Below are 18573 nucleotides of genomic sequence, written 5' to 3'. Positions count from 1 at the left end.
TCAGCTCGCAAATTTGCTAGCGGCTTCCTTCAGACCAATCCTCGCGGATAAGCCCTTGCCATTCGCTAGTAGTTAACGTTTAATAACAGCATGTTATTGAACGGTGACCTTCCTACAGAGGACTTTCCCCTCATTAGTTCATGCCCATGCTGGGCGTACACAAGTGCATCTTGTCGGACTTGGGTAAACTGTCACCTTCTTCGCGCTTCGCGGCAAAAAAAGCCGCCAGTTTACCCAAGCCGCAAATGCAGGCGTTAAACCCATAGAATTTTTAATCCGAAACTCAAAAATTAGAGTTGGGGATCTAACACGCTTTTGTCCAAAAGTGAGCTAGGGAAAAAGTGGCAGTCGTGTGGAGTGTTTGGTAGCCCACATCAATATATCAGTGGGCTACTGGTGGATTACTTGATTGTCACGACCTGACTTCTTTTTAGCCTAGAAAGCTTCTCCCGAAGCTCTGCATTTTCATGCTCCAACTCATCCACACGAGTTAACGCCTGAACCAGCTTATCATTCAAGTGATGCTGCGCAGCCGCAAATAAGGCTAACTTCTCTCGCTCCGTCTCATACTTAGCCTTGTAGTTATCCTTGATACGCTTTTGCTCTTTGAGCTTAGTGCGCACGGTCTGGATCTCTGGCCGGATTATTTCACCGTTGCCTGCCGCGATTTCAGCTTTAGTCTGTTTAACCTTATCAACAAACTCGGGGTAGTAATAGCCACTGCCGTTGCCCAGGTTCGCTTCCTCCTCAACAGCGCGTACACTGAGCTTGCGATGGACAGGGATACGCTTAGGCTTACCCTGTTTAATGCGTTCTAGAGCCGCTTCAAGCGCTAGTAATGTGTTTTCGCTCTTACTCATGAGTCGCTACCTTTAAGTCAGGTTCGAAAGGGGTAAATGGCAGTTCAAAATCAGCCATGACTATCTCTGCGGCTCTTACTTGGGTGATGTAGTGGCTACGCTCACTCACCGAAATATCTTCGTCGGATTCCATGTAAGCAACCAAACTGTTGTGCTTTTTCTGCCACCACCGAGCTTGTTCCTCGTCAATGATGCTGCTGCCTGAGCCGCAATCGACACAGAATTGAGGCATGACAACACCATCCATATCGCAATTGTATCCATTTTTACAGTAGCTATGAGTCGTGCCATGAAGGGTGAGCTTACCATCCTTGACGGCCTTGTAGATGACATCCCACGAACTGTAGATGGTTGGGACATCTCCTCGCATTTGCATGATCGCTTTGCCATGTGAGCCTGATAATTTTTCACTAGAGTGCCACTGTTTGAAGATTTTATTTGCCGTGGTTTCAGCGTTAATGTCCTCAAGCATGGACTGGATTTTTTCATCCACAACAAGGCTTCGATAACTGGCTAGCTTGCCACCGTTGGTGTACCACTCGGTCATAGCAAGATACAGGTGCTTGAACTGCTGCTTGAGAGCGACCATTGTGCCAAAACGGTTCTTAATGCAATAGAATGCCAAAGAGCGTCTAAATTGGTGTGTAGCCATGTGCCAAGGCTTACCGACTAGGACATACTTTTTAACCCTCACATGTGATTGAGGGTTAGAATCTAGGCATTCTTGGTGGTCTTCCTCTGTCACAATAAAATTGAATTGCTTGCAGAACATCTGAAGACGTGCATTCCAGGATGAGATTAATGTGGGTGGTTTAGAGCGAACTGATTGGTTAACCCAAAGAGTGTTTGTGTACTTTTTATCTGGATAGGTCACTTCTTGTCGCCACCTTTCAGTTAGCGTTGTCATGAGTTCAATTGCGATCTTAGATGAACTGGCTGTTACCCATGTTTCTCGTTTTTCACCCAACTTAAAGGTGTGTGATTGGAGCATATGATACTCACGACCTTCAAAAGTATCCTTGTAATAGCTATTTGGCGTGAGCTTATCTAACTCTGAATCACGCATACCACTAAAACCGCCACACACGATGTAGCTTGCATTGATTAACTGCTCTCGATATCGCTGAAATTCCGAGCTATTGGCAAGTGGTATGTTAGGCAGTTTTTGTGCAAGAGGCGAAATAATATCACTTGGGTTTCGAGGTTTGTTGTCACGTATATAAGCGGCACGTATTTGTTTATCTATTTCGCCATTAGCCGACATAAAGGGGAAGCTTTCACCACTCGCCACCTTTTCATTGAGACGTCGATCACCTTCACGGTAGTTCTCTTGAAGTTCACTCTCGACTTGAGCAATTAGCTTCCTATTAGGGTGTGCTTCCTCAATCAGTTCAATCGCTTTGCCATAAATGGCATCGCACAAACGCTCTGGAATGGTCAGTGTTTGTTGTGCCTCTAACTGAATTAACCTTCTAGCAACAACGTCAGGCTTTAAAGGTCCAAGAAACTCATGCTTAACCTTATGCCATGCTGAATCTCTAATGATTGAATTGATAGAGACAACACATGTCCTTATTGAAGATTGAGAGTATTGTTTTTCAACCAAATCCCCTTCAAAGTTAGTCCAATTTGATGATTTCGAAAGAGCGCGTATAGAATCAAAGCCTTGCTCTACCAAATGACTGTAAGGCATGTTCGTATATTTGAGCCTTGAAAATATACTACTAAACTTCAAAGCCTTACGCTGTTTTGGACCTTTATTGAATAACCAACCGTAGGTAAAAAGTTTCAACTCTCGCTGTAAGTCTGTATTGTTATTGAATTGATTGAAATTAAGAGTGTTCTTATGCTCCCTTTTGTTTCGTGAAAACGCAAAGCAATACCAAGCGCTATCACCGAAGTAGGCTGTTACCTTGCCTGATTCATCCTTGCAGATCACAACCTTATCAAGCTCATCAAAACGTTCTTCATGATAGAGCGTGACCACATCGGCTTCTTCTACTTTATGCTGCTCAGGGAAGCTATCTAAATATAAGTGCTGAACTGGCATTACACGCTCTTCTGTTGACGATTAGGGATTAAGAAAAGAATGGATTCAGGCTCATTCCACACTGGGTGAAGCCCTTCATCATTCAGTTTTTCTTCAGCTTGTTTTAAGATTTTAGAATTGATATCGGGAAGAATTTTAGAATCTATAAACACTATGACTTGTTCAAAATTCTTGCGGTAATGGTGAGCATCCAAATGTAGGTACCGCGACTCTTCAATGCACGCCCTAAATGACAGCAAGCACCAAATATCCGCAACGGATTGAACGATGACTTGATAAGGACAACCAAAACACGCCAATAAATCCGCACAAGCCAATCGCTCTCCATCCTTGGCTAGCCCTTGCTTCAGCGCCTTTTGGGTGTGTTTTTCTGACTTACTACCAAAGGGGTCGCTACAACTACCACCATTAGATGTGCGGCTGAGATTTGGTATTTCAATCGCATTCTCTTTTTCAATCACAAGCACATCAATACCAAGGTTTTCTTGTGCTTCCTTGGGTGATACACCTTGTTTTATTTGTTCTTCACGAATGGCGAAAGTGTCTTGCAGCATCCCATTGTTACTGTGTTTATTGCCTTCACTGTAACTCTTTTTTCGAGTATTGGATGTATTCCCAAGCATGATGTTATTTACTATTTCACTCTGATGATAAGCGGTTAATCGTGCGCCTGTTTCACGAAAACGACTTACCATAGGGCGTAATCGTCGCCCCGTTTGATCGTTGAAAGTGAAGTACCTTTCCACCCAATGTGCAAGGAAAGTATTTAAGGTATTCCTTTTGACAGGCTGTACTTTTTTCATGGCAATAGTTTGCAGTAGTAAGGCATCTTCCCCAGTAGAAATTAATCGTGAAGCCTCAAGTAACTTATCAAAAAAGTCCATCGAATATTTTGGGATTTCTAGTTCGTGTTCACCCATTTCAACGCTAATGGTTTTAAACGCTCTTCGTTTAAATGCTGGCATCGTATACCATACCTCACCAGCTGTGGTTGAAGCGTTCTCTGGTTGCTTTAACTTGAACAAATCACTTGTGTTTACGTAGGTGTAATACGCCATTAGATATGTAGCAGCGGACATCATCTTAGAGATAGCTGCACATAATTTGTATTCACATCCTTTCCAGTGAAAGGTCATGGTTGGTATCGATTTATACGCTTGAATATGTTTCTCAGGATTATCTATAAACTGTTGATGTGTTTGCTTAAATAATGCCCTCAAAAAAGGGAGTATTTGCTTTAAGTCGCTTCGAGTATAGGCTTCAAAGGGTTCGACATCATCACTATATCGCGTAACAATATTATCAAAGTTCGAGCGGGGTAAATCTAGATATTCAGTCAAGAGGGTCTGACATACTGCGTGGGTTTTATTATAGGTTGCGTTTTTGATTTGCCCTAGCATGACACGTTCATTTTGATAATTCATATAGCCTTCGATTGATGATTGAGTAAAGGCTTCAATATCACTCTCGTCACACCACCGAATATATTGAGTTAACGTTATGAAATAGGAGTATAGTTTTTCGTGACTACCATCTTCCTCGATAAATTCTTCATACCGAGTTTTCATTTGATAAATAAAGTCTTTCCTACCGGCATCTTCAAACTGTTTACCTTTCTTTAAATCTTCAGTAGATGGCAGGTTTTTTTTCAATAAACGATTAAAATCAAGTAGTTTTTTACCCTCCAACTTCACCTGAATACACAAGTCGGGTATCCAACCATGAAGGTGCGTGACATTACTCATTCTCAGTCTCCAAAACTTCATGCATGATGCTGTCTAATATGCCAAATTTCACCTTGAAGGCTTCTTTACGCTTGAGGTAGCGCAAATATTTCCAAGTAGTTGATTCGTTTTTATGTCCCATCCACCCCATGAGTAGATCCATGCATCCCGCGACAGGTAAGCCTGCTTCAAGAAGGTCATTAAGGCGATATGTGCCATACGTTGAACGAAAATCGTGAAAACGATGTTCAAAAGCTGGGTTCGTTTGTTTAATTGTCGTTCTTAGCTCCCCCCACCTAGCTTCAATGGACTTAGGTGATACAGGGTTGCCTTGCTCACTCACAAACAAGGGTTCATGATTTAAGCAAAACTCTAGTGCTTCAACGGTTTCGTAGCTTAATCCCTTTGCTGATTCTTCTAGGTTATTGAGCTTGGTATTTAGCTTGATAACTCGTTTCAAACGTCGTTCAGAAGTACGATAAACGTCTAGTTTATCAAGCAAAGTCTTCGATATTTCAATCGTCCTCTCTTTGCGGTATTTCGTTTGAACACCATTTCGTTGAGGTGAAACCGCTATCTCATAACGATGCTCAGATTCAGCAAGTGGTTTTGCAATATCGAGAGCATCAAGTGTTAGTGTGGCAACCTCTTGAATTCGAAGTCCAGTATCAATGGAGATTAAAATTTGAAGCCCTAGTTCTTCGGATGCTACAGGTAGATAGGTGGTCAGTGTCGATAACGCATCCTGACTTAATGGTGTTAAGGGGCGAATGTTTTTGCTGTCACTGTCTCGCGGCACTTTGATTCTTAAATCACTGGTTGCAATGATGAAGCTTGGAGCAATATGAGCCAGCATATCGGTTCGCTTAATAGATACGAACTCCATTCTAAAGGGCGCTTCTTTCTCATTTTTAATCTTTAGATAACCATCATGCATCAACCACTTATAGTAATTAACGACTTGGTTCATACGTACACTTGCTGTGGAATGAGCAAGCTCTCCCTTTTTTATTAACTGCAATAAATGGGATCGAAATAAGTAAGTTGGCTTTAAACGCTTAACTGGTGGGAACATATCCCATTGAAGGTTTTTATCCTCAAGAAACTGATAGTAGCCCTTTAAAGCTTGAGCGCAGGGTTGTAAGTCTATCGCTTGCTTGATTGCCTTTTGATAGAAGAAGTAGCTATTGGCTTGGTGATTAAATTCACCATGTTCAGAATAAAGCGTTGGCAGTGAACCAATGTTATCAGTGGTAGGTGTAACAGAACATTGCCCATTACTTATAGAGAGATTTGTTTCTTTAAAAACATCACTAGATCTGATTAAAAACGCCATAAAATTCTCATGAAAGCACTGGCTATACATACAGTATGGCCGGTAATGAATTGTTTTCCAGATTTATTTATGTGTGTAAGATGCTTTTCCTACATCAACCTGTCATGGTAATAATTTTTATGCATCCTGTGAGCGGATGTTTAGGCCAGATTTAGCTGGCAGGCCGATTGTGGTGTTATCCAATAACGATGGCTGCGTCGTCGCCCGCTCGGCAGAGGCAAAACAACTTGGCATCAAGATGGCGGTGCCTGTGTATCAAATCGCAAACCAACTCCGCCAGCATCACATCGCGGTATTCTCCTCCAACTATGCACTCTATGCCGACATATCAAATAGAGTCATGACCACCTTAGAGCAAATGGTACCGAAAGTAGAAGTGTATAGTATTGATGAAGCGTTTTTAGATCTTTCTCGTCTCGATAAATGCATTGATATTCATCAGCTTGCACTTGATATTTATCAACGAATACCACAGTGGATTGGGATCAGTGTCTGCGTCGGCATTGGACCGACAAAAACCCTGGCTAAACTGGCAAACCATGCCGCGAAACGTTATCCCGCGACGCGGGGCGTGGTTGACTTGCGCGACCGTGAACGCCAACGACGGCTGATGGCGCTTATCCCTGTCGACGAAGTCTGGGGAATAGGCCGTAGGCTTACAAAACGCTTGAACATCATGGGCATAAATACCGCGTTGCAATTGGCGGATGCGCATCCAAAGCTTATCCGCGACACCTTTTCTGTCACCGTTGAGCGCACGGTACGCGAACTTAACGGCATTACCTGTGATGACATACAAGAGGTCGCCGCCACTAAGCAACAAATTATCAGCTCCAGCTCCTTTGGCAGCCGTATTGATAATTTAGAAGCGATGCAACAGGCAATCAATGAATACACTTTTAGGGCCTGTGAAAAACTGCGCTCCGAGCGCCAGTACGCTAAAGCGATGTCAGTATTTGTGCGTACTAGCCCTTTTAGCGATGCAACTCCCCAGTACAGCAAATCACTGTCGGGCAGTTTAGTTCGGCCCAGCAATGATACGCGGGATTTTGTCACCCTTGGCCAAAGCCTACTGCAACGCATTTGGCGTGAAGGTCATGCCTATGCAAAGGCCGGTGTCATGTTAGGGGATTTTTTTGGTACAGGCGTGTTTCAGCTCGGATTATTCGATGACGTCACGCCTAGGCCTAAAAGCAAGGAGTTGATGCAATTACTCGATAAAGTGAACCACAGCGGTCATGGAAAAATATGGTTTGCAGGGCAAGGTATTGACCCGACTTGGGGAATGAAGCGTGAGCACCTTTCTCCTCGTTACACCACCCAATGGGCACAATTGCCCATAGTGAAATAATCAACAAATCCAATGGCTAAATTACCGCCTGCGAATTACAGAACCCACCTAACTCTAAACTAACTCTAAAATCCATATAGCACTAAAACCCATCTAGATCTAAAAAAAACATATAGCGCTAAGCCCGTCGGTGCGTTAACGCTAAAGCGGTATTAACATATACCAAGCTTTGGCTCATTCCGCCTTAACACTCTACATCGCTGAGATCTTCAAAGTACCAGTAGCCTAGATTCACCCACACGGTAAGTTGCGTAAGCAAATCAGCATGGGCTAACCAAGGGGCTAAGGCAGCTTTATCTAACTGATTACTATCACATAGTAATGGGATCACAGCGGCCAATTCGGCTGAAAGCTGATACTTATCACCATTAATATAGACAACGCCCTGTGCCACATTAATATCAAAATACAAACAGCGCAGCCCGCCGAGGCGAATAAGCGGCTGCTCATCGAGCCAAGCGAGCACTTCGTCTTGCGTGATGTCCAATGGCTCATCGGGTAAATCTAAGGCGCACTTTGACTGAGTTAAATAGCGGCCAGAAAACTCGCTCACCAGTTCATCGGTCAACATATTGGTCAGTTGGGTACGTAGCCGCGCTAAATCGCCATTATCGACACAGCCACTGCGGGTGGTCAGCTCGCGGTCTGGATCTTTAATTTGCTGTGCGCCTAAATCCTGCTCAGACAAATGATCGGCCAAAGCGCTTATCATATCTTTGGCGGAGGCGGTGCGATAACCCACTGAAAAACTTAACGACTGTTCTAAGGTTATGCCGTCATGGGGGAATCCGGGGGGAATATAAAGGATGTCGCCAGGCAACAACTCAGTATCGATAATCGGGTCAAAGGCTTCTGTGTGCAGCAAAGCGGGATGGGCGGCAAACTCTTTGTGCGGCCCCAGATCGCCTACGCGCCAACGGCGACGTCCCGAGCCTTGGCAAATAAACACATCATACAGATCGATATGCGGCCCCACGCCACCGCCTGGCGTCGCAAAACTAACCATCACATCATCTAAACGCCAGCGCGGAATAAAATCAAAGCATTGGATCAAGGCCTCCGCATCGGGCACCCAGTTATTCAAGGCTTGGACTATTAAAGTCCAATCCCGTTCTCCGAGATGATCGTAGGAATCGAAGGGGCCAAATTCCGCCTGCCATTGGCCAGCTTGTTGGTACACCCGCCGAGATTCCACCAGCTCATCCATGGCTAAGCCAGCTAATTCTTCGGGCGAAACTAAATCTTGAAAATGCTTGAATCCTTGGCGGATCACCAAGGGTTTTTTCTGCCAATACTCTGCTAGAAATTGCGCGGGCGTTAAGCCGTTAATATCGAGTTGCATGGGTTGCTCACAAACCAAACTGTTATTCATAGCAGCAAATGCTAACAGGAAGCGAAACCAAGAAAGCTCGACCGGATCAACAAAGCATTAAGTCTTTTGTCAGCATCAATGTGATAGTGAATTTACTAACGTATTGAATTACAATCGGCTTATCAAAAAGCATTTCGCCACAAACAGCGCTAATGCTGACACATCATTTATTGAGTCCATGTAAGATCTATGCCTACATCAGCTGCTAACACTTTGGTCGTGCTCGACTTCGAAACCACGGGGCTATCGCCCAATCAAGGGGATCGCGCGATTGAAATCGGGGCTGTGCTGATTGAAGACGGTGTGATCACCCAAAGATTTTCTGAGTTAATGAACCCAGGATTTAGAATAAGTCGCTTTATTGAGGACTACACAGGGATCAGCAATCAAATGCTCAGGGACGCGGCGCCCTGCAATGAAGTGATGGCGCGTTTTGCGGACTTTATCGCCGATCACAATTTAGTTGCCCACAATGCGGCGTTCGATCAGCGCTTTTTAGATGCGGAGTTTGCCCAAATTCGCCATCGTTATCTTGGGCAATTTGGCTGTTCCTTGCTGGTGGCGAGACGTTTGTATCAAGCGGCACCCAATCATCAGTTAGGTACTTTAGTGCGCTATAAACAGTTACCAACCGATGGCACTTTTCACCGCGCCTTAGCCGATGCCGAAATGACCGGCCATTTGTGGCTGGCTATGCTGGCAGACCTTCAGCAAGAGTTTGGACTCTGCTCACCGACCTTTGAGTTACTGCAAAAATTAGCCAAGAAAACCAAAGCAGAGGTGCCAAAATTTTTGCGTCAATACGCAGGCAAGTGATCAAAAAACAACGCCGCTAAATGATAGTAAAAAGCCGATATATCCTAGGATTATCGGCTTTGTTCCATCAGCTTAGTTTCAACAGGTAAAATTAACGATTCAATCGGTTGCCGACAAAAACATTATGCTAGCGGTAACGGCTTAAGCGGCGCGCTATCAATGCCGCATGAGCTGCGAACCACTAAGGTTGTCGGAATAAGCTGCGCACTCACCTCTTGTCCGCGGATAAGTTTGAGTACACTGTCGACTAAGATCTCACCGGCTAATTGGGTGTTCTGCTTAATAGTCGTTAATGGCGGATTGGCAAAACTCGCCACCGGAATATCGTCATATCCCACAACGGCCACTTGCTCTGGGACTGAAATGCCCTTTTCTTTCAGCGCCCGAATCGCGCCGATGGCGATCAAATCGCTGGCCGCAAATATCGCATCAAACTTAGCGCCTTGGGCAATCAACACCATAGCGGCATCGTAGCCTGAACTTTCGGTGCTGATGGCCGACACTTGCTTAGTGCGATCCACGGGAATATTCGCCGTTTGCAGCGCCTTCACATGCCCTAAATATCTGTCCCTAAACTCAGGGCTATGGCTCGAAGCATCACCTAAAAAGGCAAAAGCATTGCGGCCAAGGGAAATTAAATGCTCTGTCGCAATCAAGCCGCCTTGATGATTATCACAGCCAATCGATAGCACAGACTTATTGTTATGCTCGGCGCCCCAAATCACAAAATGGGTATTCTGCGCTAACAGTCGCTCCAGCTTTTGCTCGTAATCCATATAGTCGCCATAACCGAGCAGAATAATGCCATCGGCTTTATTGCTGTCTTCATAATCGGCATGCCAATCGCTGGATAATTGCTGAAAAGAAACAAGTAAATCATAACCCTGCTGCGCCGTTGCTCGGGTAATGGAACCTAGCATAGACAGGAAAAAGGGATTGATTAACGAGTCATCATTGGTGGGGTCTTCACACAATAACAGCGCTAAGGTATGGCTATTTTGGGTGCGAAGATTACTGGCGTTTTTATCGACCTTGTAATTCAGCTCTTTAGCAATAGCTTGAATGCGTTGTCGGGTCTCTAAATTGACTAACGGACTGTTTCTAAGGGCACGGGAAACCGTAGACTGGGATACGCCAGCACGATAAGCAATATCAATCGAGGTCGCTTTCGATGCCATAGAGAGGAGGTAACCTTAGTGATTATTTTGCGTCGATACTAAAACAGTTCCGCTAACTTGTATAGACGAATGCGTTAACATCCGTCTTACACTTGGATTTTCTGCTTAAATGCCAAGCTGATCGAGCAAATCATCGGCGTCATTATCAATGGCACGAGTCGCAATGGCGGGTTTGTCGGCCATCTTCACCCAAGGCGAAACATTCGACGTTGAGTCCTTATTACCGCCTATCGTACTGTGCTGCTCTAACAGGCTGTCGGGGTCAAATTCTTCATCGTAAACAAATTCATCTAAACGAATGAACTCAGTTTTATCCATGGCAAATTCGAGGTAGAAAATATGATTGTTTTCAGTTCTAAACGACACTCTACGGGCGACCGCATCATCTAAGTTAGCATCGATTGAAATGGTTAACTCTTTATTAATCGTCAACATTTTTGGCTGACTTTGGCTGATTGACGTTTGTAATTCTTTTGAAATTTTATTAATAAAATCCCCTAAGATTTGGTTCATCAACTCACCCATCACGTTACTCACTTCATCTGACGTATGCGAAAATGCCAACTCAGATTCAGGCATGCCCATGTTCAGCATGTAGCGACGGTAGATTTCAATCGCCGCCGAAGATGAAAAGTTAATGACGACTAGGCCCGAAAAACCACCATCAAAAATCGAGAAACAACCAAGATCGGGTTTTAGACGCGTGCGCGCGATACTTTGTACCATACCTGCGTGGGTAACATTACTGGCACTGGTGCTAGAGAGTACGTGGGCGACTGAGTGACATAACTTCAGTAAAATATCATCCGACGTTACGATAGTATTTGTGGTCATAATCGATTCTCAAACTGAATAATGCATTAATCTTGCGCGTAAAAGCGTAAAAAATCAAAATTAAAACAATTGATTAGCCTAATTTAGCAAGGCCGTAAAGTTAACATAACGCTAACTTATTGATATTTAATAGGTCAGATAAAACCTGCAACGTGCAACGACTTAAAAAACCGCTTAACTTAATAAGAACATGCCCCATAATGCAACAGATTAAAATTCCCTATCATCATTTCCTGCTTTAGATCAAAGAAACTTATATTTTATAACGGCTTTTACTGAATTTATGTCACAGATGATTCAATTGAGATTGATTCGCAGGTATATTAAGCAACAATTATTAGCCCTTGAGAAACCCCAATGATCACGTTTTTGCGCCGATTTACCATCTTGCAACGCTTAATGATGATGCTTCTTATGGCCGCGATAGGGACTGTGTGTTTTGCCAGTTTTTCGATTAAGGAGCAGTACAGCAATTTAATTGAGCAGAAATGGCTACAAATAGACGGTCAACTCGCAAGCATGTTAAGCGTGATAGATGTACATCGTCAGGATGCGCTCAAAGGTAAATACAGCGAAGAAGACGCCAAGAAAGCTGCCGCTGAGTTAATCAATCAGACTCGCTATTCTGGCTCAGGCTATTTCATTGTTATTGATGATAATAATCAAATCCTCGCCCACGGTGACAATGCAAGTCTTGTTGGCACCTCAGCATTAACGTTCAAATTACCCAATGGCACCAATCCATTGGCCACTATGCTGCCATTAGCGCGGGCTAAATCGAAAACCACCCTCGAATACCCCATAGCTGATCCTATGACTCGCGCTATCGAAGATAAGCTCGCCGAAGCCCGTTACTACCCACAATGGGGCTGGACAGTGATGACAGGTGCTTATCTCAGTGACGTTAAAGCGAGTTTAAAGTCAGTTATTATCGATTACCTGATTATCATGTTTTTGATTTCAGTGCCGATTTTTGCCTTCTTCCTTGTGCTTAATCATTCCATCACCTCGCCATTGAATGATGCTATTGATGCCCTTGAAGATATTGCCCAAGGCGAAGGCGACTTAAGTCAGCGGATTAATGCCCAAGGTAAAGATGAAATTGCCCACCTTGCCCGCGCCTTTAACATGTTTGCACAAAAAATTGGCGACATGGTCGGCCATTTACAGCCCTTAGGCCAAGCGTTAGACACAGACGCAAAACAGCTCATGATTGCAGTTGAAGAGTCCAATCAAAGTGCTGAGCATATCCACAGAGAAACGGGCAGCGTTGCCACCGCTGTCAATCAAATGCTGTCGACCACCCATGAAATGGCGAGCAACACTCAGCAAGCGGCCGATGCGGCGAACAGCGTAAAAGAACAGGCGCAGCAAAGCCAAGTGGTGATTGACAACACGGTCAGCAACACTGAAAAGCTGGTGGCAGAATTAAAAGCCTCTGAAGTTATTACCCAAAAACTGGGCGTCGCCTCACAGCAAATCGGTAGCATTCTCGATGTGATCCGCAGCATTGCTGAGCAGACCAACTTGCTCGCCCTTAATGCCGCCATTGAAGCTGCGCGAGCGGGGACCCATGGCCGCGGTTTTGCTGTAGTTGCCGATGAAGTCCGCGCACTCGCCACTCGCACCCAAGACTCGACCAATGAGATCCAAAAAATCATTAGCGAGATCCAATCTGGTGTCGGCTCAGTAATGAAGAGCAACAATCAAACTCAGCTGCAATCCGATGAGCTGCAAGCCCAAGCCCACGAAGCCGGTAAAGCCATGGCAGCGATTCTGCAATTGATTGCCCATATCAGTGACATGAACACCCAATTAGCCAGTGCCACTGAAGAGCAATCACTGGTGACCGAAGAGATTAATCGAAATATTTGTAATATTTCGGAATTAACTGAAGTCTCAGTCAAAGCCAACGAGAGCAACAGTCATGCGGCTCAGTCACTGCAAGACATTAGCCAAGACATGTCCCGCACCTTAGGTCAGTTTAAAATCTAACTAAAGTGTCTGGGCTTTGTAAAGGTGTATGACTTATCGACAGGGGCGCCATAGGGCGCCCTTTTCGTTGCACACGTTTTCGGTAACCCTGGTTAACTGCTATCTCACCAACAATGAATTTCAACGAAAAAGTCCCATTAACCACAAATTCTCTGTCACGCTAACGTTTGATATGCGGTATGCTTTAGCCTTAAAAATCCAGCCGAGAAACTGCCATGCGAATGACCTTAGCCGTTCATCCTGAACAGTACACTATTCATAGCTTTAGCCCGAATGCCGTATTGCCCAGTGAGGTTTTTGCACAGGACATGTATTTCATTGGTAAAACCCAAGAAGGTTTATCTTTAGTCATTTCCAGTGAGATGGAACTCGACAGCCTAGAGCAAGAACCGGGCTGGTGTTGTTTTGAAGTGCTCGGGCCACTGGGATTTTCGATGACAGGCATTTTATCTAAGGTGTCTGGCACCTTAGCGGACGAACAAATCAGTATTTTTGCGATTTCCACCTTTGATACCGATTACATCCTCGTGAAAAATAATCGCCTCAAAAGTGCCATCGCCGCCTTGAAAAAACAGGGCTACCACATCATAGAATCGAAAGACGAAGTGTAATACCCCTTTAAATATGAGCTCATCCACTATGTACGAAAAATCTGTCACCATTACCGCCAAACATGGGATTCACACCCGCCCTGCAGCTTTACTGGTTAAAGAAGCCAAAACCTTTGACTGCGATGTCATGGTCGAATGTAATGGTAAGCAAGCCAGCGCTAAAAGTCTGTTTAAGCTACAAACTTTAGGGCTATATTCTGGCGTCACGGTAAGAGTGTTTGCCGAAGGTGAACAGGCACAAGCCGCGGTTGAGAAAGTCTCCGAGCTGCTGATCACGCTAAGCTAGGCCTTTATCCTATTTTCTAGTGCACAGATTAGCGCACTAATCTCTAAGTGCTTGCATGTAGGGCCTACCGACGAGGGATGGGTTGAAACGGGTTCTGTACGTGCCAATAGTTTACACGCCAACGCTTTACAAACTCAACGCCACTCAACTAGACTCGCTAGCGCTAACGGGCACTCAGTTCAGTGGTTAATTTAGGAAGGGATATGTCAATAACGGGGATTATAGTGTCATCGGGAATTGCCTTTGGTCAGGCACTTCACCTTATTCACACCGAACACCACCTCGATTATCGTCCTATTCCCCTGTCGAAAATTCCCCAACAACAGGGCAAGTTTGCCAAAGCCTTGCAAGAGCTGCAGGCACAATTAACCCACAGCAAAGCTGCGCTCGATAGCGATTCAGAAAATTATCAGCTGATCGAAGCCGACCTGTTGTTATTGGAAGACGATGAATTAATCGAGCAAGTGAACGATGCGATTCGTACCTTACAACTGTCGGCAAGTGTGGCGGTTGAACGCATATTTGCCCATCAAGCCAACGAGCTGCAATCCCTAGATGATCCCTATTTAGCTAATCGAGCCCAAGATGTACGCTGTTTAGGCCAACGCGTTGTCGCCGCGATCAATGGCCATTTAAACCAAGGGCTCGACAAACTCGATAAGCCCACCATCTTGTTGGCGCAAGATTTAACCCCCGCCGAATTTGCCTTACTGCCGAGGGAAAACCTCTGCGGTATTGTGCTCAAAACTGGCGGTTTAACCAGTCATACGGCGATTTTAGCCCGAGCTGCCGGCATTCCAGCCATCTTAAGTTGTCAGTTTGATGCCGATTCGATCCCCAACGGCACGCCCTTAGTACTCGATGCGCTCAATGGCGAGCTTTGCGTTAATCCTAATCCTGATCAACAGGCAAGACTTACCGTCACCTTTCACCACGAACAGGCAAGACGGGCGGCGCTGCAAACCTATAAGGATGGACCCGCACAAACCCAAGATGGCCATGTTGTGGGGCTTATGGCTAACGTCGGCAATCTCAACGACATCACCCATGTCAGCGATGTTGGCGCCGATGGTATAGGTTTATTTCGCACCGAATTTATGCTGATGAACGTCAGCACCCTGCCCGATGAGAAAGCCCAATACAGCTTATATTGCGATGCATTGCACGCTCTGGGCGGTAAGACCTTTACCATCCGCACCTTAGATATCGGTGCCGACAAAGAACTGCCTTGCCTGTGCCAAGAAATTGAAGATAATCCCGCCTTAGGGCTACGCGGTATTCGCTATACCTTGGCACACCCCGACTTATTTAAAACCCAATTGAGGGCTATTTTGCGCGCCGCAAACCACGGCCCAATCCGCTTGATGTTCCCTATGGTTAATCAAGTCGAAGAATTGGATGAAGTGTTTGCACTGATTGCCCAGTGCCAAGATGCCTTGGAAGAAGAAGAGAAAGGCTACGGTGAACTCAGCTACGGTATCGTTGTCGAAACCCCCGCAGCGGTATTCAACCTCAATGCTATGCTGCCACGACTCGACTTTGTCAGCATTGGCACCAATGATTTAACCCAATATGCAATGGCAGCCGATAGGACCAATCCGCAGCTTACCCGCGACTATCCGTCCCTTTCGCCTGCCATTTTAGCGTTAATTAACATGACAATAGTCCAAGCAAAAGCGGCCAATGTGAAAGTGTCGCTGTGCGGCGAACTGGCCAGTTCACCACAAATTGCACCGCTGTTAATCGGCATGGGGCTGGACGAACTCAGTGTTAACTTAAGCTCACTGTTAGAAGTCAAAGCTGCCATTTGCCAAGGCAACATCCAACAATTTTCGGCGCTGGCGCACACTGCATTACAACAAGATAGAATTGCAGGTCTACAGCAGTGTATAACAAGCTATAAATAGAGACATTTATTCGTTATGCTGCATTACAGAACAAAAACAATGACAAAAACAAGCAAAAGAGGCTCTAGATTATGGGATTTTTAAGCCGAATAAGGCGCTTGGTATCGGGTCAGACTCAGTTAGCTGGCGGTATCATGGTATATGCCCCCGTTTCCGGCGATATCGTCGCTATTGAAAAAGTCCCCGATGTGGTTTTTGCTGAGAAGATTGTCGGTGATGGCATTGCCATCGCCCCCAAAGGCGAATTAATTCTTGCGCCTATCGACGGCACCATCGGAAAAATTTTTGAGACAAATCATGCTTTCAGCATTGAGTCTCCCCAAGGTTTAGAATTATTTGTGCACTTTGGTGTCGGCACAGTCGAGCTGAGGGGCAAAGGTTTTAAACGTTTAGCCCAAGAAGGCCAAGAAGTGAAAGTCGGCGATCCGATTTTATCCTTCGATATTGATTATCTTAAAGACCAAGTCGACAGCCTACTCACCCCTGTCGTGCTGGCGAACATGGAAGACGTCAAATATCTAGACAAGGCCCAAGGCAGTGTCACCGCAGGTAAAGACGTGATCTTTACGGTACAGCTCTAATTTAACCGTTTAACATGCATCGGTTGTGTTTTGAATAATAAAAGGCTGGCTCACAATCATGAGCCAGCCTTTTACGTTTTTGAAAACCGAGCCTAAAACGGTATTTGAATTCGCCAAGCTGTAGCAGTCTCGATACACAGCACTTAGAATAATCCATCTCGGTCATTTTCGCGCTCAGCCATCACGTTAGCTGCAACGAGCTGATACATAGCTCTAGTACACTAATCCGCTTTAAACATGGCAAAATCGGGTCGCGGTAGTCTATCTAAAATACTGTACAGATAAATCACCAATACCGAGAGTACGGCGCCAGTCAAAAACAGCCACTGACCGCCAAAATGATCCAATATAATACCGCCGCCAAGGGGCGCGAGCGCAAAGCCTAAGTCATAGAATGAGGCGGCGCCAAAGTAAGCCCCCCGAAGATGGTCAGGAGCTAGGCGGTCGATATGCACATTCATAGTGGGAAACAAAATCGTCTCGGCGACGCTCATCACCACAATTGCGCCTATCCAGCCCCAAAAAAGATCTAGCGGATTAAATGCCAGCCAGATCTGTGAGCAGATAAGTAACAGCAATCCGATTTGAATCCGTTTGACGAGCGGGAAACGGGCCATGAGTTTCAATAGCAAAAATTGAGTTGAGATAATCACCATAGCATTAGTGAAAATCATGCCAGAGATTAACGTCAGTAAATCAGGCGCACCAGCCCGAGTGAGATATTGGATCAACGAACTGTCCATTTGGGCATAAATGAACATACACAAAATATTGGCGAAAATTAAACATTGCAGTAGTTTATCTTGCAATAGAATGGCGACAATTTGCTTACGGCTCACGACAGCCGCTTTTTTCGTGCTCGTCTCAGTATCACTCGATAAGCCATTCACGCCACGATTAACACCATCACTTGTCATGTCATTTACACAGCCACTTGCACCATCACTTTCAGTGCCACTCGTAGCGTCACTTAAATTGTCATTCGATGAGGCGCCAGCCGCCAAAGCCGCATCCTGACGGTTTTGATGGTTAAATCCCCAGTACAACATAATTAACAGCACGGCAAAGGCCACTGCGGTAAGGTAAAAACTGGACTGCTTGCCCGTAAGACCAAGCCATACCCCCAGCATAGGGCCAACGGCGCAGCCCACGTTGACGATAAAATACAGCGACTGCATCGCCAATTCGCGCGTCTTAGGATCGGCAATAATGTCACCAATAGCGGCGGATGTCAGCGGTCGCCATAGTGACGTCGCCATAGAGCAAAGGGTCATCACAACCACATACCCCTCGACAGAATTGGCTTCAGCCAATAACGAAAACGAGATGATATAGAGGATGCCCGTCAGGTACATCAGCTTATGACGACCTATTCTGTCGGACAATGAGCTACCAACAAAGCTCGTAAATACCGAAATAATCGCGGCGCTGGACAAGACCATGCCGACCTCAGTGGCACTTAGCGCGAATTTCTCATATAAAATAACGGCCAAAAATGGCCATACCATGTAATAACTGCCACGGGTGATAAAAGACCCAAACAAAAATATCCACATCAAGCGTGGAAATTGCTTAAATCGTTGCCAAGAAACATCGCAGTGCATTTTAATCCTTTAAAAGTCGCGCTAGAGTCAACGCCAGGTATCAATCTGATTTTAATAAGAAAACAATA

14 protein-coding genes and 1 pseudogene are annotated in these 18573 nt (G+C 45.2%); 7 read left to right on the top strand and 8 right to left on the bottom strand.

Annotation, left to right across the window (positions count from 1 at the left end; all coding sequences use genetic code 11):
• Window positions 1–401: 401 nt before the first annotated feature.
• Genes MO387_RS07865 through MO387_RS07850 form a run of 4 tightly spaced genes read right to left on the bottom strand, consistent with a single transcriptional unit; the run spans window position 402 to window position 5970 of the window.
• On the bottom strand, window positions 402–860 hold the full coding sequence (locus MO387_RS07865) for a hypothetical protein (RefSeq protein ID WP_144374600.1): 459 nt from the start codon (window positions 858–860) through the stop codon (window positions 402–404).
• Window positions 853–2910: a hypothetical protein gene (locus MO387_RS07860; protein WP_218738524.1), complete on the bottom strand. Its 2058-nt coding sequence runs from the start codon at window positions 2908–2910 to the stop codon at window positions 853–855. Before MO387_RS07860 ends, MO387_RS07865 begins: the two co-directional genes overlap by 8 nt.
• Complete coding sequence (locus tag MO387_RS07855) at window positions 2910–4655, bottom strand: hypothetical protein (protein WP_218738525.1); 1746 nt, start codon at window positions 4653–4655, stop codon at window positions 2910–2912. The genes MO387_RS07860 and MO387_RS07855 overlap by 1 nt, the downstream gene beginning before the upstream one ends.
• Window positions 4648–5970 carry a site-specific integrase gene (locus MO387_RS07850; RefSeq protein WP_218738526.1) on the bottom strand — a complete coding sequence of 441 codons (1323 nt, stop codon included), beginning with the start codon at window positions 5968–5970 and terminating at the stop codon, window positions 4648–4650. Before MO387_RS07850 ends, MO387_RS07855 begins: the two co-directional genes overlap by 8 nt.
• 109 nt (window positions 5971–6079) lie before the next feature.
• Here MO387_RS07850 and umuC point away from each other — a divergent pair.
• Window positions 6080–7321: pseudogene (gene umuC / locus MO387_RS07845) on the top strand (translesion error-prone DNA polymerase V subunit UmuC); the annotation flags it as partial.
• Window positions 7322–7505: 184 nt separating this feature from the next.
• Here umuC and MO387_RS07840 read toward each other — a convergent pair.
• A complete protein-coding gene (locus MO387_RS07840) occupies window positions 7506–8663 on the bottom strand; it encodes a cupin domain-containing protein (RefSeq protein WP_242326182.1) in 1158 nt (385 codons plus the stop codon).
• Window positions 8664–8882: 219 nt separating this feature from the next.
• On the opposite strand from MO387_RS07840, the gene MO387_RS07835 reads away from it, so the two are divergent.
• On the top strand, window positions 8883–9509 hold the full coding sequence (locus tag MO387_RS07835; RefSeq protein WP_006086814.1) for a 3'-5' exonuclease: 627 nt from the start codon (window positions 8883–8885) through the stop codon (window positions 9507–9509).
• Window positions 9510–9631: 122 nt separating this feature from the next.
• Here MO387_RS07835 and MO387_RS07830 read toward each other — a convergent pair whose 3' ends face one another.
• Together MO387_RS07830 and MO387_RS07825 are read right to left on the bottom strand one after the other, a co-directional pair.
• Window positions 9632–10687, bottom strand: a complete 1056-nt coding sequence (locus MO387_RS07830; protein ID WP_006081815.1) for a LacI family DNA-binding transcriptional regulator — start codon at window positions 10685–10687, stop codon at window positions 9632–9634.
• 105 nt (window positions 10688–10792) lie between these two features.
• A complete protein-coding gene (locus tag MO387_RS07825) occupies window positions 10793–11521 on the bottom strand; it encodes a DUF3334 family protein (protein ID WP_006081816.1) in 729 nt (242 codons plus the stop codon).
• 357 nt (window positions 11522–11878) lie between these two features.
• Here MO387_RS07825 and MO387_RS07820 point away from each other — a divergent pair, with 357 nt between their 5' ends.
• From MO387_RS07820 to crr, 5 genes are all read left to right on the top strand, one after another.
• Window positions 11879–13516, top strand: a complete 1638-nt coding sequence (locus tag MO387_RS07820) for a methyl-accepting chemotaxis protein (RefSeq protein ID WP_220775843.1) — start codon at window positions 11879–11881, stop codon at window positions 13514–13516.
• A gap of 215 nt (window positions 13517–13731) precedes the next feature.
• Window positions 13732–14127, top strand: a complete 396-nt coding sequence (locus MO387_RS07815; RefSeq protein WP_011846923.1) for an ACT domain-containing protein — start codon at window positions 13732–13734, stop codon at window positions 14125–14127.
• 28 nt (window positions 14128–14155) lie between these two features.
• Window positions 14156–14413 (top strand): HPr family phosphocarrier protein, encoded by a 258-nt coding sequence (locus MO387_RS07810; RefSeq protein WP_006081819.1) that lies wholly within the window; start codon window positions 14156–14158, stop codon window positions 14411–14413.
• Window positions 14414–14616: 203 nt separating this feature from the next.
• Window positions 14617–16320 carry a phosphoenolpyruvate--protein phosphotransferase gene (gene ptsP / locus MO387_RS07805; RefSeq protein ID WP_242326181.1) on the top strand — a complete coding sequence of 568 codons (1704 nt, stop codon included), beginning with the start codon at window positions 14617–14619 and terminating at the stop codon, window positions 16318–16320.
• 71 nt (window positions 16321–16391) lie between these two features.
• A complete protein-coding gene (crr, locus tag MO387_RS07800) occupies window positions 16392–16901 on the top strand; it encodes a PTS glucose transporter subunit IIA (RefSeq protein WP_006081821.1) in 510 nt (169 codons plus the stop codon).
• Between the two features lie 221 nt (window positions 16902–17122).
• Here crr and MO387_RS07795 read toward each other — a convergent pair whose 3' ends face one another.
• Entirely contained in the window at window positions 17123–18505 is a 1383-nt protein-coding gene (locus MO387_RS07795) for an MFS transporter (RefSeq protein WP_242326180.1), read from the bottom strand.
• Window positions 18506–18573 lie beyond the last annotated feature (68 nt).

It is taken from the genome of Shewanella sp. N2AIL (assembly GCF_022690845.1).
In the GTDB taxonomy this organism is placed as follows: Bacteria; Pseudomonadota; Gammaproteobacteria; order Enterobacterales; family Shewanellaceae; genus Shewanella; species Shewanella baltica.
The sequence above is the reverse complement of the archived record's forward strand: the minus strand, read 5'-3'. Positions and strand labels throughout refer to the sequence as shown.